The organism is Micromonospora sp. NPDC005173 (genome assembly GCF_040608515.1).
Lineage (GTDB): Bacteria > Actinomycetota > Actinomycetes > Mycobacteriales > Micromonosporaceae > Micromonospora.
On the sequence record NZ_JBEXIK010000003.1, the window covers coordinates 271,805 to 292,655 of the forward strand.

The window sequence follows — 20,851 nt, forward strand, 5'->3', positions numbered from 1 at the left end:
TCAGGGGGCGAGGGCCAGATACCCGCGTTCGGCCGCCGCCTGGAGCAGCCACTGGTCCCGGTACCAGCCGGGGGTGGCGATCAGCTCGGCGTGCCGGCCGCGCTGGATCACCCGGCCGCCGTCGAGGACGACGATCTCGTCCAGGCCGGCCAGACCGCTGAGCCGGTGGCTGATCAGCAACACCGAGTGCCCGGTGGGGGTGGCGGCGAGGGCGGAGGCGAGCACCGCGTCCGCGGCGGCCGGGTCCAGCCCTTCGGTGGGCTCGTCGAGCACCAGCACCGACGGCGCGGCGAGCAGGGCCCGGGCGAGCGCGAGCCGCTGCCGCTGGCCGCCGGAGAGCTGGGCGCCCTCCTCGCCGACCAGGGTGTCCCAACCCGCAGGCTGGGCGCGTACCCAGTCCAGCAGGCCAGCGGCGGCGGTCGCCGCGGTCAGCTCCTCGTCGTCCGCCATTGCCCGGCCGAGCAGCAGGTTCTCCCGCACGGTGGCGTGGAAGACGTACGCCTCGGCGAGCAGCCCGCCGACCGCGCGGGGCAGCTCCTCCTCGGAGTACGCCGACAGGTCGTGGCCGTCCAGGGTGACCCGGCCGGACGCGGCCCGGACCGCGCCGGTCAACACGGCCGCCAGGGTGCTCTTGCCGGCGCCGCTCGGGCCGACCACCGCGATCCGCCGCCCGGCCGGCAGGTCCAGGCTCACCCGGTCCAGCGCGGGCGCGGCACCGGCCCGGTACCGCACGGTCACGTCGACGAAGCGCAGCTCGTGCGGGCCGCCCGGGTCCACGCCGTCCGGCTTGAGATCGGCGGCCGGGGGAGTCGGTGCGTCCGCATCGAGCAGGGCGGCAACGCGGGTCAGGGCGGGCCGTAGCTGGGTCCACTGGCGGGACGCCGCGACCAGGGCCAGCGCCACCTCGACGGCGGTCAGGGTGCCGACGGCCAGCACGCCGATCAGTACACCCCGCACGTCGGCGGCGAGCGCGACCAGCACCACCGCGGCAGCGGTCAGGCCGGCGACGAGAACGCCCGTCGCGTCCACCGCGAACCCGGTGGCGGCCAGCCGGCGTTCCAGCCGCGCCAGCCGTCCGGCCCGCTGCTCGGCGGCGTGCAGAGCGGTGTCGGTCGCGCCGAACGCGGCCAGGTCGGCGGCGCCGTGGGTGAGGTCGATCGCGTCGGTGGCCAGTGCGCCGCGCAGCGGGGCCACCTCGGCCGCGCTACGCCGGGTGACCGCGGTGGCCAGTACGGGCAGCGCCACCCCGGCCACGAGCAGGCCGATGGCGAGCACACCGGCGGCCGGCGGCGAGATCAGCGCCGCCCCGCCCACCGCCAACAACCCGACCAGGGCTGCCGCCGAGGCCGGCACCAGCACCCGCAGCAGCAGGTCCTGGACCGCCTCGACGTCGGAGACCAGCCGGCTCAGCACGTCCCCCGAGCGGTGCCCGGCGGTGCGGCGGGCAGCGAGGGTGGCGAAGACCCGGGCCCGAACGTCGGTGATCATGCGGAGCACGGCGTCGTGCCCGGCGAGCCGTTCGGTGTAGCGGAACACGCCCCGGCTGATCGCCAGTGCCCGGACCGCGACGATCGCCACGGTGAGCCGGTCCAACGGCGGCTGGCCGGCGGCGCTCATCAGCAGCCAGGTCGCGGTGGCCATCAGGGCGAGCCCGGCGAACTCGGTGGCAGCGGCGAGCAGCCCCGCGCCGACGAGCCGGCTCAGGTACGGCCGGGCCAGCCGCAGCACCGTCCGCTCGGCGGTCGCCCGCCCGGCCGGTGCCGCGCCAGCCGCCAACTCCGGCATCGCGTCCAGCGGGCCCGGCCCGGCCGCCAGGGGATCGGGTGCCGTGCTCATCGGGTCACCTTCCCGGTCGGCTCGGGCGTCAGCTCGGTGACCCGGCCGTCCTCGATCCGCAGGATCCGGTCGGCGTCGGCCAGCAGCGCCGGCCGGTGCGCGACCAGCAGCGCGGTCCGCCCGGCGACCAGCCGGCGGGTGGCGTCGAGCACCACCGCCTCGGCTGCGGTGTCCAACCGGGCGGTGGGCTCGTCGAGCAGCACCACCGGGGCGTCCCGGAGGAACGCCCGCGCCAGGGCCACCCGTTGCCGCTGCCCGCTGGACAGGCCATGCCCGCGCTCGCCGAGCAGCGTGTCCAGCCCGTCCGGCAGGCCGGCCACCACGTCGTCCAGGGCCGCGTCGTGTACGGCGGCGGCGAGTGCCTCGGGCCGGGTGTCGGGCGCGCCGAGCCGGATGTTGTCGGCCAGTGAGGCGGCGAAGAGGTGGGCCCGTTGCGGCACCCAGGCCAACTGCCTGCGCCAGGCGTCCGGGTCGGCGGCGGCGAGGTCGACCCCGTCCACCGTGATCCGGCCGCTGGTCGGGGTCACGAAGCCGAGCAGCAGGCCGAGCAGTGTGCTCTTGCCGGCGCCGCTGGGCCCGATGATGGCGATCCGCTCGCCGGGCCGGACGGTCAGGGTCACGTCGCGCAGTGCGGTGGTCCGCTCGTACGCCACGGTCACCGACTCGAACCGGATCTCGCCCCGGCCGTCCGGAGTGGCCGCGCCCTCGGCGGCCCGGGGTGCGGCCGGCGCGGCGGAGATGGTGAGCGCCTCGTCCAGCGCGGTGAGCCCCTCCATGCTGGCGTGGAAGCGGCTGCCGGCGGCCCGCAGCGGCAGGTACGCCTCCGGGGTGAGCAGCAGGATCAGCAGCGCGGTCTGCAGGGCCAGGCCGCCGCCCAGCAGCCGGATGCCGACCGGCACCGCGACCAGGGCCACCGAGAGGGTGGCGACCAGTTCCAGCACCAGCGCGGAGAGGAACGCGATCCGCAGCGTCTTCATGGTGGCGACCCGGTGCCCGTCGGCCATCCGGCGGACCACCTCGGTCTGCGCCCGGGCCCGCCCGAACGCGCGCAGCGTCGGCAGCCCGGCGACCATGTCGAGGAAGTGCCCGCCCAGCAGGGAGAGCCGGCGCCACTGCCGCTCCGTGGCGGCCTGCGCCTGCCAGCCGAGCAGCGCGCCGAAGACCGGGATCAGCGGCAGGGTCAGCGCGATGATCACCGCCGAGCTCCAGTCGGCGAGGACGACCCGGGCCAGCACCGCCAGTGGCACCGTCACGCTCAGCACCAACTGCGGCAGGTACCCGGTGAAGTACGCGTCCAACGCGTCGAGCCCGCGCCCGGTCAGGGTCGCGAGCTGACCGGCCCGCTGACCGGCCACCCAGGCCGGCCCGTGCCGGCCCACCGCGCCGAGCAGGTCGGCCCGCAGCGTGGCCTTGACCGTGGCGGCGACCCGCGCCGAGACCGTGCCCTGCGCCCAGACCAACGCCGAACGGGCGGCGACCGTGAGCACGAAGCCGGCCAGCGCCGGCCGGTCCAGCCGCCCGTCGAAGGCCGTGGCCAGCGCCGTCGCGAGCGCGGTGGCCTGCGCGACGATCAACCCGGCGGCGAGCACGCCGAGGAGGGCGAGCACGGCAAGATCACGCCGGGCCTCGGGGACCCGGCGCAGCAGACGCGGGTCGAAGGGACGGCGGTTCACCAGTACACCGGTGCCCTGCCGTCGGTCCGTCCCCGGAAAACCCACCAACACATTGCCTGGAAGCCTAGTAGGGCCGGCAGCAGGGGCAGCACCACCCAGCCGAGCAGCCGCAGCGTCGGTGCGCTGGCGGCGGCGTCGGCCACCGTCAGCGAGGCGCCCGAGTCGGTCGTGGACACCAGCACGTAGGGCCAGAGGGCCGCGCCGACCAGCGCCACCGGCAGCGCCAGGGCCGCGCCGGTGGCGATCAGCGCCCACCCCGGCCGATGCCTGGTCAGCGCCGCGCGGGCCACCAGCAGCGCCGCCGCCAGCAGCACCGGCAGGAGTACGGCCACCGCCGGCCGCTGGACGGCGTCGCGTACCCGGGCGGAGAGCAGGCCCACGACGGTGGCCAGGGCGACCGCGGTGAGCGCCACCCGAACCAGCCGGCGGGCCAACCGGCCGACCGCGGCAGCGTCGGCGGCCGGCAGCCGCAGGGTGAGGAAGGTCGCACCGTGCACCGCGACCAGGGCGACCATGGCGAGCCCGGCGGCGGCCGCGAACGGGGTGGCCAGATGCGACACCCCGGCGACGTGCCCGTCGGCCTGCCGCGGCATGCCCTGCAGCAGCGCGGCCAGCAGCACACCCCAGCCCAGCGCGGCGAGCGCGCTGCCGACCACCACGACCCGGTCCCAACGGGCCCGAATCCGTTCGTCGGTCGGTCTGCTGCGAAGCTGCACCCCGGCGGTGACCAGGATCACCCCGGTCAGCGCGCCAGCGACGGCCGGGTAGCACCCGGAGAGCAACTCGCCCTCCAGCACCGGGAAGGCACCGAAGAGGATGCCCATGGCAGCGACCAGCCAGACCTCGTTGCCGAGGAAGAACGGGCCGAGCGCGGTCAGCGTCGCCCGCCGCCCGGCCGGACCACCACCCCGGGCGAGCAGCAGCCCGACGCCGTAGTCGTACCCGGCGAGCACCAGGTACCCGCAGAAGAAGAGGCCGAGCAGGGCGTACCAGGCGAGGTCCACGGAGATCTCCTCAGGCGAGGGCGGGTTCGGGCTGGGACGGCTCGTGCGGCACTGCCGGCGGGCGGCCGAGCGGCGGGTCGCCCGCGCCGCGGGCCGCGTGCCGGGCGAGCAGGACCCAGTTGGTGACGGCGAGGGTGCCCAGCAGCAGGCTGAAGCCGATCAGCGAGGCGAGCATCACCGGTGCGCCGACTGGGGAGACCGCCTGCTCGGTGGGGAGCAGCCCGTACGCCACCCAGGGTTGACGGCCGACCTCCCGGGAGATCCAGCCGAGGATCACCGCGACGAACGGCAGCGGCAGGGCGAGCAGGACCAGCCAGAGCGGGAAGCGCAGTCGGATGATCCAGTCCCGGTAGAGCAGGGGGAGTAGGAACCAGACGCAGCCGAGGGTGAAGCCGATCAGGATCATGAAGCCCAGCCCGACGCTGGCCAGCACGGGTGGGGTGTAGTCGCCGGGGCCGAACCGAACCGTCCACTCGGCGATCAGCGCCTGCGCCTCCGGGCCCTGGCCGAACTTGGTCGGTTGCACCGCGCCGACCGGGCCGAACTGGGCGAAGCCGAAGCCCTGCACCAGGGTGATCGCCACCGCTGCGGTGACCAGGCCGATCCGCAGCGAGGTGCGGAAGAGCGCGAAGTCGGGGGTGCGCCGGATCAGGTGCCAGGCGCTGATGGCCGCCATCAGCATCCCGCCGACCAGCAACGCCGCCGAGACCACGTGCCCGAAGGCCATGCCGAGGCTGGGGTTGGTGAGCAGTGCGCCGAAGTCGGTGAGGTGGGCGATCCCGTCGCGCACCTCGTAGCCAACCGGATGCTGCAACCAGGAGTTGGCCACCATGATCCAGAACGCCGAGGCGTACGCGGTGAGCGCCACGCCCCAGAGCAGCGCGAGGTGCACGCCCTTGCGGAGCCGATGCCAGCCGAAGATCCACATGCCGAGGAACGTGGACTCCAGAAAGAACGCCACCAGTGTCTCGATGGCCAGCGGTGCGCCGAAGACGTTGCCGACGTAGCGCGACAGGCCGCTCCAGTTCAGACCGAACTGGAACTCCATGACGATGCCGGTGGCGATGCCGAGCACGTAGTTGATCACGTAGAGCTGACCCCAGAACCGGGTGAGCCGCTCCCAGGTCGGGTTGCCGGTGACCACCCAGGCGGTCTGCATCCCGACCAGCAGGGTGACCAGCCCGAGCGTGACGACCACGAACAGGAAGTGGATCGAGGTGGTGGTGGCGAACTGCAGGCGAGCGAGGAGCAGCGTGTCCATGGCCGGCTCTCCGTAAGCGTTGGCTCCCTTGTCATAGCCATCCTACACGTAGCTTGGCTACACATTAACTACTACGCCCTGTCGTAAGAAAGTCTACGACACGACGTAGTAGTCCTGGGGTTCGGGAAGATCGCGCTCAAACCTGGATGTAGTGGCCTCACGGACCCGAGAGGCCACTAGATCCTGGATCGAGCGTGACCTTGAACGGGCGCAGGCACGGGCACGGGCACGGCGGCGCGGCGCGAAGTCGCGCGGTGTGCGGTGCAGTGGGTTCGGGCGCGGGTGCGGGTCAGTTCAGGAAGAGGCTGATCGGGAGGGCGACCAGCGTGCTGGCGACCGCGAGGGCCGCGGCGCCGAGGACCCGGGGCGGTTGGTCGCTGACCAGTAGGCGCTGCACGCGTACGTCCAGGTCCCGATCGCCCATGCCCAGCGCCCCGGCCGGGGTGATCCGGTGGCCGGCGGCGGCGAACCGGCGCAGCGCGCCCGCCAGCGGTGCCTCGGCGTGCAGCTCGCGTGCCTTGTCGTCGGCGCGCATCTCGACCAGCAGGGCGACCCGCTCGTGTGCGTCACGGACCCAGCGGAACCACGGCAACGCACGGCAGAGCGCGGTGAACGGCAGCAGCACCAGGTCGTGCCGCTCATGGGCGTGTGCCCGCTCGTGGCTGAGCACCGCGGCCAGCTCGGCCCGGTCCAGCAGGGTCAGTGTGCCGGCGCTGACCACCACCTGCGGCTTCACCCCCGGCAGGCAGTACGCCGCGGCGCTCGGATGATCCAGCACCAGCGCGCCGGGCGCGGCCGGGTCGTCCCGGGCGACCAGCGTGAGCAGGTCCCGGTGACGGCGCTGGGCGCGTACGGTGCCGTGGATGCTGCGCACGGTCGTGGTGACCAGCACCGCCCCGATGCCGAAGCCCACGCCCACACCGGCCAGGTGGAAGGCGGTCTCCCCGACCGGCAGGGTGCCGTGAGCGAGGTCGGTCGTCAGGGCGAGCAGTGCGCTTCCGGTCGGCAGGTCGTACCCGCTCACTCCGAGCGCCATCGGCAGGCCCATCGCGGAGAGGCCCAGCGCCAACCCGACGGCCTGCCAGCAGATGATCGCCACCCGAGGGCTACGCCACGTCCAGGTCGACCGGGCCAGTACCTGCGCGGTCAGATAGCAGGCCAGCATGGTGGCGGCGAAGTGCGCGGCGTAGGCCATGGCGCCCTACCGCTCCGCTGCCTCGTCGGCTGCCCGCCGGCCCGCCGGTCCGTCCACCCGGTCGGTCAGCTCGGCCCCTTCGGTGGGCGCGGGCCGGGTCAGCCCGGCCTCGCTCCCCAGGGCCGCGCGCAGCACCTCGGCCTCGGTGCCGGTGACCGAGCGGGCGAAGCGCACCAGCGCGGCGTCCCGGCTGCCGCCCAGGTCGAGGGCGTCGAGCATGAGCTGGGCGATGTGTGCCTCGCGGCTGGCTGCCGGCCGGTACCGCCAGGCCCGGCCCTCCCGCTCCCGCTGCACCATGCCCTTGCCGGCGAGCCGGTCCAGCACGGTCATCACCGTGGTGTACGCCAGCTCGCGGCCGTCGAGCGCGTCGGCCACCTCGCGCACGGTCACTCCGTCCGACGTGCCGGGAACCACGTCCCACAGCACGTCCATCACCGCACGCTCAAGATCGCCCAACCGAGTCACCCCGCAATCCTACCCCCGGTAGTAGATCCGCCACCCCAAGAGGTCACCCGCTCCGCCACCGACGATCATCAGGTTGGCTGGGTCGGGCGAGATCGATCCTCTCGCCAACCCCATGATCACCGGCGTGGTCGGTCCACTGGATACACCGCTGGCCGGTGACCCCTCAGGAGGCACCGGCCAGCAAGATCGAATACCCGGGCGGACCCGGCCCAGGTCAGGGTTTCGGGGGGAGCCCGCCTGCGGAGGGATCAAGCCTGACCGCCCGGAGCGGGCGGGCTCCCCCCGAAACCCCACGGCCGGGACCGACCGATCACACCCCCTTGGGGTGCCAGACGGTCTTCGTCTCCAGCAGGTTCGTCATCCGGGCCAGGCCGGGGTCGGCGGACCAGTCGTGGTCGGCCGGGGTCGGCCGGAGCACCCGCTTGAGGTTCTCCGCCGCCCTGACCTCCAGGTCGGCCGCCAGCTCGGCGTCGGTCACCCCGGTCAGGTCGATCGCGTTGACGTCCATGTGGGCGGCCAGCGTCGGCGCGGTCTCCGTGATCCTGCCGGTGAGGATGTTGACCACCCCGCCGGGCAGGTCGGAGGTGGCCAGCACCTCGGCCAGCGTCACCGCCGCCAGCGGCTCGGTCGGGGACGCCGCCACCACCACCGTGTTACCGGTGACGATCGCCGGTGCGATCACGCTGACCAGGCCGAGCAGCGCCGGGCGCTCCGGGGCGACGACGGCGACCACGCCGGTCGGCTCGGGCGAAGACAGGTTGAAGTACGGCCCGGCGACCGGGTTGGCGCCGCCGTACACCTGGGGGAGCTTGTCGGACCAGCCGGCGTACCAGACCCAGCGGTCCACCGCGGCATCCACCTCGTCGCCCGGCACGCCGAGGGCCACGAACTGCTCGCGGCGACCCTCCAGCATCTCGGCGGCCCGGTAGAGGATCTGACCCCGGTTGTACGCGGTCGCCCCGGCCCAGCCCTTCACGGCGGCGCGGGCGGCGACCACCGCGTCCCGGGCGTCCTTGCGGGAGGCCAGTGACACATTCGAGGACTGCACGAGATACGACCGTCCCGACTCGCTGCGCGGGAACTTCCCGCCGATGAAGAGCTTGTACGTCTTGCGTACCGCGACCCGCTCAGACATTGAGGTAGCCCTCCAGCCCGTGCCGGCCGCCCTCGCGACCGTAGCCCGACTCCTTGTACCCGCCGAACGGCGAGGTGGGGTCGAACTTGTTGAACGTGTTGGCCCAGACGACGCCGGCGCGCAGCCGGTCGGCCATCCAGAGGATCCGGGAACCCTTGTCGGTCCAGATCCCCGCCGACAGCCCGTACGGCGTGTTGTTGGCCTTCTCCACGGCCTCGGCCGGGGTGCGGAAGGTGAGCACCGACAGCACCGGGCCGAAGATCTCCTCGCGGGCGATCCGGTGCGCCTGGGTGACCCCGGTGAAGATGGTCGGCGCGAACCAGAAGCCCCGGTCGGGCAGCTCGCACGGCGGCGACCACCGCTCGGCGCCCTCGGCCGAGCCGGCGTCGGACAGCTCGCGGATCCGCTCCAGCTGGGCGGCGGAGTTGATCGCACCGACGTCGGTGTTCTTGTCCAGCGGGTCGCCCACCCGCAGCTGGGCCATCCGCCGCTTCAGCGACTCGAGCACCCGGTCGGCGACGTTCTCCTGGACCAGCAGCCGGGAGCCGGCGCAGCAGACGTGCCCCTGGTTGAAGAAGATGCCGTTGACGATCCCCTCGACGGCCTGGTCGATCGGTGCGTCGTCGAAGACGATGTTGGCAGCCTTGCCGCCCAGCTCCAGGGTGAGCTTCTTGCGAGTGCCGGCGACGGACCGGGCGATGGCCCGGCCGACGTCGGTGGAGCCGGTGAAGGCGACCTTGTCCACGCCGGGGTGCTCGACCAGCGTCCGACCGGTGTCACCGGCGCCGGTGATGATGTTGACGACGCCGGCCGGCAGCTCGGCCTGCTGGCAGATCTCGGCGAAGAGCAGCGCGGTCAGCGGGGTGGTCTCCGCCGGCTTCAGCACCACCGTGTTGCCCGCCGCAAGGGCAGGGGCGATCTTCCAGGCCAGCATGAGCAGCGGGAAGTTCCACGGGATGACCTGCGCGGCGACACCGACCGGCCGCGGGTTCGACCCGAAGCCGGCGTGCTCCAGCTTGTCGGCCCAGCCGGCGTAGTAGAAGAAGTGCGCGGCGACCAGCGGCAGGTCGACGTCGCGGGACTCCCTGATCGGCTTGCCGTTGTCCAGCGACTCCAGCACGGCCAGCTCGCGGGAGCGCTCCTGGATGATCCGGGCGATCCGGAACAGGTACTTGGCCCGGTCCCGGCCCGGCATCGGACCCCAGACCTTCTCGTACGCCTTGCGGGCGGCGCGTACCGCGCGCTCCACGTCCTGCGCGCCGGCCTCGGATACCTCGGCCAGCACCTCCTCGGACGCGGGGTTGATCGACTTGAAGCTGCCGCCGTCGGTCGGGTCGACGAACTCACCGTCGATGAACAGCCCGTACGAGGGCTTGAGGTCCACCACCGAGCGGGACTCGGGGGCGGGTGCGTATTCGAACATCGGCTATCAGTCCAGGGTGAAGTAGTCGGGACCGGAGTAGGTGCCGGTCGTCAGCTTGGTGCGCTGCATCAGCAGGTCGTTGAGCAGGCTGGACGCGCCGAAGCGGAACCAGTCCGGGTCGAGCCAGTCCGGGCCGACGGTCTCGTTGACCATCACCAGGTACTTGATCGCGTCCTTGGTGTTCTTGATGCCACCGGCCGGCTTCACGCCGACCTGCCGCCCGGTGGCGGCCCGGAAGTCGCGGACCGCCTCCACCATCACCAGGGTCACCGGCAGCGTCGCGGCGACCGGGACCTTCCCGGTGGAGGTCTTGATGAAGTCGCCGCCGGCCAGCATGGCCAGCCAGGAGGCCCGACGCACGTTGTCGTAGGTGGCCAGCTCGCCGGTCTCCAGGATCACCTTGAGGTGGGCGTCCCCGCAGGCTTCCTTGGTGGCCACGATCTCGTCGTAGACCTCCTTGTACCGCCCGGCCAGGAACGCGCCCCGGTTGATGACCATGTCGATCTCGTCGGCACCGGCCTTGACGGCGGCCCGGGTGTCGGCGAGCTTGATCTCCAGCGGCGCCTGGCCCGATGGGAAGGCGGTCGCCACGCTGGCCAGGTGCACATTGCTGCCGCGCAGCACCTCGGCGACGTACGGGACCATCGCCGGGTAGACGCAGACGGCGCCGACGTGTGGGCAGGACGGGTCGGCCGGGTCCGGGCGCAGCGCCTTCGCGGCCAGCGCGCGCACCTTGCCGGGGGTGTCCGCCCCCTCCAGGGTGGTCAGGTCGACCATCCGGATGGCCAGGTCGATCGCCTGCGCCTTCGCGGTGGTCTTGATGGAGCGGGTGCCGAGCTGTGCCGCCCGCTGCTCCGCGCCGACCTGGTCCACGCCGGGCAGGCCGTGCAGGAAGGTCCGCAGAGCGGTCTCGGATCGTCCCAGCTCGGAGAGCTCCGACCGGGCCGACGTCGTTGTCGCCGTCATGCCGTGAAGTCTACGCACGGGACCACTGAGTGATCTTGCTCACGCCCGCCCGGTGACGCGCCAGCGTGAGCGGCGTCGCTGGTCCGGCCGCAGCCGCACCGCCACGCCGGACGGACCGGTAGGTTGAGCGATCGTGGACGTACACGTCATTGACCACCCGCTGGCCCAGTCTCGGCTGACCGCCATGCGGGACTCGCGCACCGATTCCTCGACGTTCCGGGCCGCGCTGCACGAACTGACCACCATGCTGGTGTACGAGGCGGCGCGCTCCTTCCCCGTCGAGCGGTACCCGGTGCAGACGCCGGTCACCGCCACCGTGGGCACCCGGCTGGCCAACCCGCCGCTGCTGGTGCCGGTGCTGCGGGCCGGCCTGGGCATGGCGGACGCCGCGCTCGGCCTGCTGCCCGAGTCCTCGATGGGCTTCGTCGGCCTGGCCCGCGACGAGGAGACCTACGAGCCGCGGGCGTACATGGAGTCGCTGCCCCGGGAGCTGTCCGGCCTGCCGGTGCTGGTGCTCGACCCGATGCTGGCCACCGGTGGCTCGCTGGAGCACTGCTGCCGGCTGCTGGCCGACCGGGGCTGCACCGACATTACCGTGCTCTGCGTGCTGGCCGCGCCGGTCGGCATCGAGCGGCTGGAACGCTCCGGCCTGCCGTTGCGGCTGGTCACCGCCTCGATCGACGATGGGCTCAACGACCGGAAGTTCATCGTCCCCGGGCTCGGTGACGCTGGCGACCGCCAGTTCGGCGGCATGCCCCGCTTCTGACGCGTTACCCCGGTCGGTGCCGGGTCCGGCGGGTTCGCGCGCGGTGGTGCGCGGACCCGCTACCGTCTCCGGCCATGACTGGTGTTGCGCTCGCCGAGGAGTTGCTGCTCCTCGCCTACGACGACACGACCGGCAAGGCGACCATGCCGCGGATCAGCCTGGACCTGGGCATGGCCGCCGCGGTCCTGGTCGAGCTGGCCCTGGCCGGCCGGATCGCGTACGCCGACGGGTCCCTGACCGTGGTCGACCCGACACCCACCGGCGAGCCGGTCACCGACGAGGTGCTCGGCCGGATCGCAGCCGACACCCCGCACACGCCGGCCTCGTGGGTGCAGCGCCTGCGGCACGGCCTGCGCGACCGGATCCTCGGTGACCTGTGCCGGCAGGGCGTGGTCCGGGACATCGACGAGACCGAACTGGGCTTCATCCACGTGCACCGCTACCCGGTGGTGGACACGTCCGTCGAGGCGGAAACCCGGCTGCGGCTGGCCGAGGCGCTGACCGGGGTGGCCGCACCGGACGAGCGGACCGCCGCGCTGGCCACCCTGGTCGTGGTGCTCCGGATGGAATCGGCGCTCGGGGTGACCGGCGAGGCCGCCGCGGACGCCCGCCGCCGGCTGGCGGAGATCGCCACCGGCGCCGGTTTCTCCGGCGAGGTGAGCACCGACGACTCGGTGGTCCGCCCCTCGGTCGGCCTGGTCGTCGCCGCCCTGGCGAAGGCCGTCGACCAGGCCCTCGGCAAGCGCGCCTGACCCCGACACGAAAGGACCCCTTGCCCACGCACCAGGCGTCGGCAAGGGGCCCTTCCTCGCACTAGAGGCCGAGGGCGGCGGCGATCTCGGTGCGGAGCTGCGCGATCGCGGCCTGCGCGCGGGTCCGGGCCGCCGCGACGTCGCCGTCCGTGACCGGCTCGACGACCTCGAGGTACGCCTTGAGCTTCGGCTCGGTGCCGGACGGCCGGATCACCACCCGGGCTGCCCCGGTGCGCAGGATCACCACGTCCGCCTCCGGCAGCAGGTCCTGGGTGCTGTCGACCGGGTGGCCCAGCAGCGTGGTCGGGGTGGCCGCGCGGATCCGGGCCATCGCTCGGGCGATCTCCCGCAGGTCGTCCACCCGGACGGAGAGCTGGTCGGTGTGGTGCACGCCGAACTCGGCGGCCAGCTCGTCCAGCCGGTCGGTCAGCGTACGACCCTGCGCCTTCAGGCCGGCGGCCAGTTCGGCCACGGTCAGCGCGGCGGTGATGCCGTCCTTGTCGCGTACGTGCTCCGGGGCGACGCAGTAGCCGAGCGCCTCCTCGTAGCCGTAGACCAGCGGCGCGCTCCCGCCGCCGGCCCGGACGATCCACTTGAAGCCGGTCAACGTCTCGTCGTAGGGCAGCCCTCGGGCCGCGCACATCGCCCGGAGCAGTGACGACGAGACGATGGTGGTGGCGTAGAGCCCGGTCACCCCGCGGCGCATCAGGTGGTCGGCGAGCAGTACACCCACCTCGTCGCCGCGCAGCATCCGCCAGCTCTGCCCGCCGTCGGTCATGCCGTCGCGGACCACCACCGCGCAGCGGTCCGCGTCGGGGTCGTTGGCGATGGCGAGGTCGGCGCCGGTGGAGTCGGCCAACGCGATCAGCCGGTCCACCGCTCCCGGCTCCTCCGGGTTGGGGAACGACACGGTGGGAAACTCCGGGTCCGGCTCGGCCTGATCGGGCACCACACCGGGCACCGGGAAGCCGGCGCGGGCGAAGGCGGCGGTGAGCACCGCAGCACCCACCCCGTGCAGCGGGGTGTACGCCACCGTCAGGTCCCGTGACCCGTCCGGCGCGATCACCGCGGTGGCCCGCTCGACGTACGAGGCGACCACGTCGTCGCCGAGCACCTGACCGGGTTGGCCCAGCGGCACCTGGGTCAGCGGGCCGACCGCGCGGATGGCGGCCTCGATACCGGCGTCTGCAGGCGGCACGATCTGCGCTCCCGCGCCCAGCTCCCCGCCCAGCTCGGCGCCGAGGTAGACCTTGTAGCCGTTGTCCTGCGGCGGGTTGTGGCTGGCCGTGACCATCACGCCAGCGACCGCGCCGAGCTGGCCCACCACGTACGCCAGCACCGGGGTGGGTAGCGGGCGGGGCAGCAGCAGAGCCGGCCGGCCGGCACCGGTGGCCACCTGGGCGGTCCGCTCGGCGAACTCGCGGGAGCCGTGCCGGGCGTCGTACCCGATCACCAGTGGGCCGGTGCCGCCCTGGGCGGCGAGCCAGCCGACCAGGCCAGCGGCGGCCTGGGTGACCACGGCGAGGTTCATTCCGTTGGGGCCGGCGCGCAGTGGGCCGCGGAGGCCCGCGGTGCCGAAGGTCAGCGGCCCGGCGAACCGGTCGGCCAACTCCGGGGCGCTCGCCGGCAGCCGGTCGAGCACTGCCGTCAGCTCATCCCGGCTGGCCGGGTCCGGGTCGTCGGCGAGCCAGCGCCGGGCTTGCTCGCGAATGTCGTCGATGTCAGTGGTGTCCGCCGCCATGCCCCTTGATAGCACGGCGGCGGATCACCGCTATCGGTTCCCTCCGGCTCAGCCGTCGCCGGTGAGCTGGAACGTCCGGACCATCTCGTCGAAGATCGGCTTGCTCTCGCCGTACCGGGCGTCGCTGGAGGACAGGTAGAACGAGTAGGCCTTGCCGTCGTTGACCACCGCGTGCCACACCCCGTGGCGCATGTCGCCACCCTCGCCACAGGTGTACTCGAATTCGACGCCGGGGCTGCCCGCCGACTCCCGCTCGCTGATGGCGACCTGCTCGTACGGCTTCTTGCAGGACGTGCTCTTGGTGCGGAGGAAGTTCTGTGCGCTCTCCGCCCAGCGGGTGGGCGTCCCGGTCCACTTCTCGGTGAGGATCCGGATCTTGCGACCGTCGTCCTCCGGGTCGATGTAGTCGGTGTAGCTGCCGCCGGTGGACTTCTTCCAGCCCTTCGGCACCAGCACCTGCACGCCCCGGGCGGAGTGCTCCTGCATCTCCACCCCCGGATCAGCCGGGGCGGACGCGGTGGGCTGGGCCTGGGGGGTGACCGGTGGGGGTTCGTCGCCGCCGCTGGACAGCGCCACGATGCCGAGCAGCAGCACCACGACCAGCCCACCGGCCGCGGCCAACTGCACCTTGCGCGGCCAGCCCTTCACGGTGCTGACCATTTGACCACCGGTGGCGCGGACCTTGCCGAGGGCGCCGCCGCCCGACGGGGCAGGCGGCGTGGCCCAGGGCTGCCCGGTGCCGGGCACCGACCACTGGTTTCCACCGCCGTAGGTGCCGCCGATGCGCTGGGTGGCCTCCGGCGCGCCGCCGTAGGCGACCTGCTGGGTGGCGTCGGACCGGCTGCCGTAACTGACCCGCTGGGTGGCGTCCGGGTGCCCGCCGGCGTCCACCCGCTGGGTGGCGTCCGCGTTGCCGCCGTAGGTGCGCCCGGTAGCGGGTCGGCCGGGAACCGGCATGGCGCCGGTGGGCGTGTGCAGCGGGCCGGCCAGCGCGTCGGCGCTGGTTTCGTCGAGCCCGGTGGCGCCGGCCGCGCCGGCCGGCTGCGGGCGTTCGCCCCGGCGCAGCGCGGCCAGCCGGTCGGTCAACGACTCGCCCGGGGCCAGCATCGCCCGGCCGCCGATCTGGTTGTCCGGCTTCGGCTCCGGCTGGGCCGGCAGGGCGAGGGGCGCCGGTCGCTGCTGCACCGGCACCACGGCGTACGGGTCGGTGACCGAGTGCACGGCGGTGGCGGTGCTGCCCAGCGGGCCGGCGAGCAGCTCGCGCAGCATGGACCGGGAGGTGTGCACGTCCAGCCGGCGGGCCGGGTCCTTCTCCAACAGGCCCATCAGCACCCGGGTCAGCGGACCGCTGCGCTGCGGCGGGGCGGGCGGGTCCTCGACGACGGCGTGCATGGTCTCGATCGGGTCGCCCTTGTCGAACGGGGGCCGCCCCTCGACCGCCGTGTAGAGCGTCACACCCAGCGAGAAGAGGTCGCTCGGCGGCCCGAACTCCTGGCCCATGGCCCGCTCGGGCGAGATGAAGTGCGGCGAGCCGAGCACCATGCCGGGGGTGGTGAGCTGCACGTCGGTGGGCATCCGGGCGACCCCGAAGTCGGTCAGCACGCAGCGCCCGTCGGTGCAGATCAGCACGTTGGCCGGTTTGACGTCGCGGTGCAGCACGCCGATCGCGTGTGCGACCTCCAACGCGCCGAGCAGCGCGATGCCGATCTTGGCAACCGCGCGCTGCGCGACCGGCCCGTCCTCGATCACCATGTCGGCGAGGCTGCGGGCGTCCAGCAGCTCCATGACGATCCACGGCCGGCCGGCCTCGGTGACCACGTCGTAAACCTGGACCACTGCGGGGTGCTGGATGGCAGCCGCGGCACGGGCCTCGCGCAGGGTGCGTTCGTACATGGCGTCGCGGTCGCTGGGGGCCAGCCCCGGGGGCAGGACGACCTCCTTCACCGCCACGTCCCGGCGCAGCAGGGTGTCTGTGGCGCGCCACACCGTACCCATGCCGCCGTTGCCCACCGAGGACCGCAGCGAGTACCGGCCACCGATGGTGGTGCCGGGCGCCGCTCGTCCGTTGGCGGAACTAACCGGTCCGCCGCTCCACGTCGGGATCTGAGTCACAGAAAAGCCACCGGGGGAAATCGAGGGGGGCTGGGACACAACCCCCCTATCTTGCTGGTTCCGACGCCCGATGCGAAAGCCGACGCGACGGACGTTTATCCAACTCGACAGAACGTGGCCAACCGTTCACCTCCTGTTGAGCTGTCGGGACGCACTGTGCGGTATCCCTCACCCGACGGCGCGCCCACGGGTCCTACCATCCGGGGATGAGCGAACGGCGGTCAAGCGAGTCCGGTTTCCCGATCAAGGACGTCTACTCGGCGGCCGACCTTCCGGAGGACCTGGACACCCGCCTGGGCGGCCCGGGCGAGTTCCCGTACACCCGGGGGGTCTACCCCACGATGTACACCTCCCGCCCGTGGACCATGCGCCAGTACGCCGGCTTCGGCACCGCCACCGAGTCCAACGCGCGGTACCACCAGCTGTTGCGGGCCGGCACGATGGGCCTCTCGGTCGCCTTCGACCTGCCCACCCAGATGGGCTACGACTCGGACGAGTCGATCGCGCACGGCGAGGTCGGCAAGGTGGGCGTCGCCATCGACTCCATCGACGACATGCGGCTGCTCTTCGCCGACATCCCGCTGGACAAGGTCTCCACCTCGATGACCATCAACGCGCCCGGGTCGGTGCTGTTGCTGCTCTACCAGCTCGTCGCCGAGGAGAACGGCGTCCCCGGCTCGGCGCTCAACGGCACCATCCAGAACGACATCCTCAAGGAGTACATCGCCCGGGGGACGTACATCTTCCCGCCGAAGCCGTCGCTGCGCCTGGTGGCCGACACGTTCGCGTACTGCCGCAAGGAGGTGCCGAAATGGAACACCATCTCCATCTCCGGCTACCACATGGCGGAGGCCGGAGCGACGCCAGCGCAGGAGATCGCGTTCACCCTCGCCAACGGCGTGGAGTACGTCCGGGCCGCGCTGGCGGCGGGGCTGGCCGTGGACGACTTCGCCCCCCGGCTGTCGTTCTTCTTCGTGGCCCGCACCACGCTGCTGGAGGAGGTGGCGAAGTTCCGCGCCGCCCGGCGGATCTGGGCCCGGCTGATGCGCGACGACTTCGGCGCCAAGGATCCGAAGTCCATGATGTTGCGCTTCCACACCCAGACGGCCGGCGTGCAGCTCACCGCCCAGCAGCCGGAGGTGAACCTGGTCCGGGTCGCGGTGCAGGGTCTGGGCGCGGTGCTCGGCGGCACCCAGTCGCTGCACACCAACAGCTTCGACGAGGCGATCGCGCTGCCCACCGAGAAGGCCGCCCGGCTCGCGCTGCGTACCCAGCAGGTGCTGGCGTACGAGACGGACCTGACCGCCACCGTCGACCCGTTCGCCGGCTCGTACGTGGTGGAGGCGATGACCGCCGAGATCGAGGCTGCCGCCGTCGAGCTGATGGAGCGGGTGGCCGACCACGGCTCGGCGGTCGACGCGATCGAGGCCGGGTTCCAGAAGCGGGAGATCGAGCAGTCCGCGTACCGGATCGCCCAGGAGATCGACTCGGGCGAGCGGGTGGTGGTGGGGCTCAACCGGTTCGCGGTGGACGAGGAGGAGCCGTACGAGCCGTTGCGGGTCGACCCGACGATCGAGGCGGCTCAGGCCGAGCGGCTGGCCCGGCTGCGCGCCGAACGGGACGCCGACGCGGTGGCGCGGGCCCTCGCCGGGCTCCGGGCCGCTGCCGACGGGACGGAGAACGTGCTGTACCCGATGAAGGAGGCGCTGCGGGCCCGGGCCACGGTCGGTGAGGTCTGCGGGACGCTGCGCGAGGCGTGGGGGCTGTACCGGCCCACCGACCGGTTCTGATCGGACGATCGGCTGTTTTGCCAGGTCAAGGCGGGTTTGCTGGGCGTCGGCGGAGCTACAGTCGGAAGCGGATCCCCCGGCTGGGCCGGGGGCGGCGTGGCCCCCGACGGCGTCCGGGGTGTGCCCACCAGGTTTAGGGGTAACCCGACCGGGTGAACGCGGACGCACACGGTGTGCGGTCACGGCGGACGGGTGCGTGTGAGCGTCTTTATCCGGCTCGTTGCGGAGCGTGGTCGGCTAATTGTCGGAGTGTCCGTTCATCAGCCGGACTAATGCGACAATTCGCAACGGGGGCCCATGAGTGGCTCCGGGATTCGTGACCGCCGGGATCGGTTACGCGTTGTAGGAGGTGAGGGGCGGATGACGGCGTTCGAACGCGATCTACCTGCTGTCCCACACATCTCCGAGCGCCCTCAGCAGGGCATACGTGACGCTGCGCGGTCTGATCATTACCGTAACGAGGTTGCGCAGCGTCACCGCCGGAGGTCTAGGCTGTCTGCTGTCCCCGATGATCCATCCATCTCTAGTGATCGAGAATTCGACGTGACGAGTGCGTTGACGCTGCCCACGGGCAGCCAGCTGGCGTCGTCCTGGCCGGAGACGCCGCCCGGGTCCATCCCTCTGCCCCGCGATCTGGACCACCTCCTCGCGCTCCGCGTACCAGGGCTGATCGCTACGCGCCGTCACCTCCACTCGCACCCAGAGCTTTCCGGTACCGAGTTCGAGACGGCCGCCCTGATCGCCCGGGAGCTCTCACTGGCCGGGCTGCACCCACGGCTGCTGCCCAAGGGCAACGGCGTGATCTGCGACGTCGACGGCCGCCCGGACGGCCCGGTCATCGCGCTGCGCGCCGACATCGACGCCCTTCCGCTGCACGATCCCAAGGACGTCCCCTACCGGTCCACCGTGGAGGGCGTCTGCCACGCCTGCGGCCACGACGTGCACACCTCGATCCTGCTCGGCGTCGGCATGCTGCTGGCCCAGCTCGCCGACCTCGGTGAGCTGGACGGCCGGGTCCGGCTCATCTTCCAGCCCGCCGAGGAGATCCTGCCCTGCGGCTCGCTCGAGGTCATCGAGGCCGGCGGCCTGGACGACGTGGTGCAGATCTTCGCGCTGCACTGCGACCCGAACCTGCCGGTGGGCCAGGTCGGCCTTCGGGTCGGCCCGATCACCGCGGCCGCCGACAACGTCACCGTCCGGCTCTCCGGCCCGGGCGGGCACACCGCCCGTCCGCACCTGACGGTCGACCTGGTCGACGCACTCGGCCGGCTGATCACCGAGGTGCCCGCCCTGGTCAGCCGCCGGGTGCCGGCCAACAGCGGGCTGCTGTTGGTCTTCGGCCACGCCTCGGCCGGCACCCGCTACAACGTCATCCCCTCCGAGGCGTGCGCCTCGGGCACGCTGCGGGTGATGGACCGCGACACCTGGGAGCAGGCTCCCAAGATCGTGGCTCAGGTGGTCCGCGACGTGATCGCTCCGACCGGCGCCACGGTCGACCTGGAGTACCTGCGCGGCCGGCCGCCGGTGAGCAACGACTCCCGGGCCATCCAGGTGCTGACGGCGGCCACCGCCGCCGCGCTCGGCCCGCAAGGGATCGCCGAGACGCCGCAGAGCATGGGCGGCGAGGACTTCTCCTGGTATCTGGAGTACGTCCCCGGCGCCCTCGCCCGCCTCGGCGTGGGCCGTTCCGGCCCCAACGTCGACCTGCACCGCGCGTCCTTCGACGTGGACGAGCGGGCCATCCCGGCCGGCGTACGCGTCATGGTGCAGACCGCGCTGCGGGCACTGGCGGCGGCGCGCTGACCGGCGCCACCAGGGCCGGATCCTTCCGCCGCCGGCGCAGCACCAGCAGCAGCACCGCCAGCGGTACGCCGAGCGCCACCAGCCAGGGCAGCAGCGCGCCCAGCACGGTGAGCAGGACGGTCAGCGAGGCGACGAACGCCTTCCAGCCGCCCTTCAGCCCGACCAGGAAGCCGGTTTCGGTCTTCTCTTCGGTGGTCTTCGCCGCCGGGCCGGCCAGTGACACGGTGATCGTGGAGAGGGCGGTCAGGTCGGCCAACCGCCGCTTCTTGGCCTCCAGTGAGGCCAGGTCCGCCTCCCGGCGACCAAGCTCGTTCTCCAGCGACACCAGGTCGGTGATCGAGGTGGCGCGGGCGAGCAGCCGGCGGGCGCTGTCCACCCGGGCCCGCTGACTGATGATCCGCGCGTCCAGGTCGACCGTCTCCTCGGTGACGTCCTGGGTGCTGATCTCCCGGCTCTGCTGCCGGCCGAGTTTGGCGATCTCGTCCACCACGCCGGAAAACTTCGGCGCCGGCACCCGCAACTGCAACTCCGCCACCGCGTCGGCCTCGGCGCTGTGTCGCTGGTCGCCACCGATGAAGCCACCGGCCCGGGTGACCACGGCAGTGACCTCGCGGGCGGCCGCGTCCACATCGTTCACCTGGACCCGCATCGCTCCGGTGTAGATGATCGCCCGCTGGTCGATCCGCAGGTCCGGTGCGCCGGCCCCGGCCGCCCCGGGCCCGCCAGCCCCGGCCGCCTCCGGTGCGCCCGCAGCGCTGTCCTTGTCCGCGCCGCCGTTCGCGGCCGGCGCGTCGGCCGCCGAGCCGGCCGTGTCCCGTGCCCCGCTGTCGCCGGCACCGCACCCCGTCAACACCAGTGCCGCCGCCAGTGCCGTTACCGCCAGCAGTGTGCCGTGGCGTCGTCCCGCCCGTTCGTCCATCCCCGCTCCT

16 protein-coding genes are annotated in these 20,851 nt (G+C 72.9%); 4 read left to right on the forward strand and 12 right to left on the reverse strand.

The genetic code is table 11. From position 1 onward, the window contains the following. The 9 genes from cydC to deoC all read right to left on the reverse strand — a co-directional run bounded on the left by cydC (position 1) and on the right by deoC (position 10,958). A complete protein-coding gene (gene cydC / locus ABZV00_RS06580; protein ID WP_355602605.1) occupies positions 1-1,785 on the reverse strand; it encodes a thiol reductant ABC exporter subunit CydC in 1,785 nt (594 codons plus the stop codon). Positions 1,786-1,832: 47 nt separating this feature from the next. Beyond that, positions 1,833-3,509 (reverse strand): thiol reductant ABC exporter subunit CydD, encoded by a 1,677-nt coding sequence (gene cydD / locus ABZV00_RS06585; RefSeq protein ID WP_355602412.1) that lies wholly within the window; start codon positions 3,507-3,509, stop codon positions 1,833-1,835. After that, complete coding sequence (locus ABZV00_RS06590) at positions 3,506-4,513, reverse strand: cytochrome d ubiquinol oxidase subunit II (protein WP_355602414.1); 1,008 nt, start codon at positions 4,511-4,513, stop codon at positions 3,506-3,508. Before ABZV00_RS06590 ends, cydD begins: the two co-directional genes overlap by 4 nt. A 10-nt stretch (positions 4,514-4,523) precedes the next feature. Beyond that, positions 4,524-5,774 (reverse strand): cytochrome ubiquinol oxidase subunit I, encoded by a 1,251-nt coding sequence (locus ABZV00_RS06595; protein WP_355602416.1) that lies wholly within the window; start codon positions 5,772-5,774, stop codon positions 4,524-4,526. A gap of 289 nt (positions 5,775-6,063) precedes the next feature. Then, positions 6,064-6,969, reverse strand: a complete 906-nt coding sequence (locus tag ABZV00_RS06600; RefSeq protein ID WP_355602418.1) for a M56 family metallopeptidase — start codon at positions 6,967-6,969, stop codon at positions 6,064-6,066. Between the two features lie 6 nt (positions 6,970-6,975). Then, on the reverse strand, positions 6,976-7,434 hold the full coding sequence (locus tag ABZV00_RS06605; RefSeq protein ID WP_328423421.1) for a BlaI/MecI/CopY family transcriptional regulator: 459 nt from the start codon (positions 7,432-7,434) through the stop codon (positions 6,976-6,978). 310 nt (positions 7,435-7,744) lie between these two features. Then, on the reverse strand, positions 7,745-8,569 hold the full coding sequence (locus ABZV00_RS06610) for an aldehyde dehydrogenase family protein (RefSeq protein ID WP_355602420.1): 825 nt from the start codon (positions 8,567-8,569) through the stop codon (positions 7,745-7,747). Further along, on the reverse strand, positions 8,562-9,992 hold the full coding sequence (locus tag ABZV00_RS06615) for an aldehyde dehydrogenase family protein (protein ID WP_355602422.1): 1,431 nt from the start codon (positions 9,990-9,992) through the stop codon (positions 8,562-8,564). Before ABZV00_RS06615 ends, ABZV00_RS06610 begins: the two co-directional genes overlap by 8 nt. Positions 9,993-9,998: 6 nt before the next feature. After that, entirely contained in the window at positions 9,999-10,958 is a 960-nt protein-coding gene (deoC, locus tag ABZV00_RS06620) for a deoxyribose-phosphate aldolase (RefSeq protein ID WP_355602424.1), read from the reverse strand. A gap of 133 nt (positions 10,959-11,091) precedes the next feature. On the opposite strand from deoC, the gene upp reads away from it, so the two are divergent. Together upp and ABZV00_RS06630 are read left to right on the forward strand one after the other, a co-directional pair. Then, positions 11,092-11,724, forward strand: coding sequence for a uracil phosphoribosyltransferase (gene upp, locus ABZV00_RS06625; protein ID WP_355602426.1), 633 nt, complete (start codon positions 11,092-11,094; stop codon positions 11,722-11,724). Between the two features lie 74 nt (positions 11,725-11,798). Next, positions 11,799-12,476, forward strand: coding sequence for a GPP34 family phosphoprotein (locus ABZV00_RS06630; RefSeq protein WP_328423431.1), 678 nt, complete (start codon positions 11,799-11,801; stop codon positions 12,474-12,476). 61 nt (positions 12,477-12,537) lie between these two features. Here ABZV00_RS06630 and ABZV00_RS06635 read toward each other — a convergent pair whose 3' ends face one another. Continuing rightward, positions 12,538-14,217 carry a phospho-sugar mutase gene (locus ABZV00_RS06635; protein WP_355602429.1) on the reverse strand — a complete coding sequence of 560 codons (1,680 nt, stop codon included), beginning with the start codon at positions 14,215-14,217 and terminating at the stop codon, positions 12,538-12,540. 48 nt (positions 14,218-14,265) lie between these two features. Beyond that, positions 14,266-16,329, reverse strand: a complete 2,064-nt coding sequence (locus ABZV00_RS06640; protein WP_355602431.1) for a protein kinase — start codon at positions 16,327-16,329, stop codon at positions 14,266-14,268. A gap of 206 nt (positions 16,330-16,535) precedes the next feature. Here ABZV00_RS06640 and ABZV00_RS06645 point away from each other — a divergent pair, with 206 nt between their 5' ends. Both ABZV00_RS06645 and ABZV00_RS06650 read left to right on the forward strand, forming a co-directional pair. Then, on the forward strand, positions 16,536-18,119 hold the full coding sequence (locus ABZV00_RS06645) for a methylmalonyl-CoA mutase family protein (RefSeq protein ID WP_355602433.1): 1,584 nt from the start codon (positions 16,536-16,538) through the stop codon (positions 18,117-18,119). 543 nt (positions 18,120-18,662) lie between these two features. Then, positions 18,663-19,922, forward strand: a complete 1,260-nt coding sequence (locus tag ABZV00_RS06650) for an amidohydrolase (protein WP_355602435.1) — start codon at positions 18,663-18,665, stop codon at positions 19,920-19,922. Here the strand turns inward: ABZV00_RS06650 and ABZV00_RS06655 are convergent. Further along, the gene (locus ABZV00_RS06655; RefSeq protein WP_355602437.1) at positions 19,879-20,841 is read right to left on the reverse strand and encodes a DUF4349 domain-containing protein; all 963 of its coding nucleotides are present in this window, start codon (positions 20,839-20,841) and stop codon (positions 19,879-19,881) included. The genes ABZV00_RS06650 and ABZV00_RS06655 overlap by 44 nt on opposite strands. Positions 20,842-20,851 lie beyond the last annotated feature (10 nt).

Excerpts from the sequence above, each read along its gene's own strand:
- ABZV00_RS06655 (WP_355602437.1), bottom strand. The coding sequence starts at position 20,841 with ATGGACGAACGGGCGGGACGACGCCACGGCACACTGCTGGCGGTAACG.
- ABZV00_RS06615 (WP_355602422.1), bottom strand. The coding sequence starts at position 9,992 with ATGTTCGAATACGCACCCGCCCCCGAGTCCCGCTCGGTGGTGGACCTC.
- ABZV00_RS06635 (WP_355602429.1), bottom strand. The coding sequence starts at position 14,217 with ATGGCGGCGGACACCACTGACATCGACGACATTCGCGAGCAAGCCCGG.
- ABZV00_RS06630 (WP_328423431.1), top strand. The coding sequence starts at position 11,799 with ATGACTGGTGTTGCGCTCGCCGAGGAGTTGCTGCTCCTCGCCTACGAC.
- cydC (WP_355602605.1), bottom strand. The coding sequence starts at position 1,785 with ATGCCGGAGTTGGCGGCTGGCGCGGCACCGGCCGGGCGGGCGACCGCC.
- ABZV00_RS06600 (WP_355602418.1), bottom strand. The coding sequence starts at position 6,969 with ATGGCCTACGCCGCGCACTTCGCCGCCACCATGCTGGCCTGCTATCTG.
- ABZV00_RS06645 (WP_355602433.1), top strand. The coding sequence starts at position 16,536 with ATGAGCGAACGGCGGTCAAGCGAGTCCGGTTTCCCGATCAAGGACGTC.
- ABZV00_RS06595 (WP_355602416.1), bottom strand. The coding sequence starts at position 5,774 with ATGGACACGCTGCTCCTCGCTCGCCTGCAGTTCGCCACCACCACCTCG.
- ABZV00_RS06610 (WP_355602420.1), bottom strand. The coding sequence starts at position 8,569 with ATGTCTGAGCGGGTCGCGGTACGCAAGACGTACAAGCTCTTCATCGGC.
- deoC (WP_355602424.1), bottom strand. The coding sequence starts at position 10,958 with ATGACGGCGACAACGACGTCGGCCCGGTCGGAGCTCTCCGAGCTGGGA.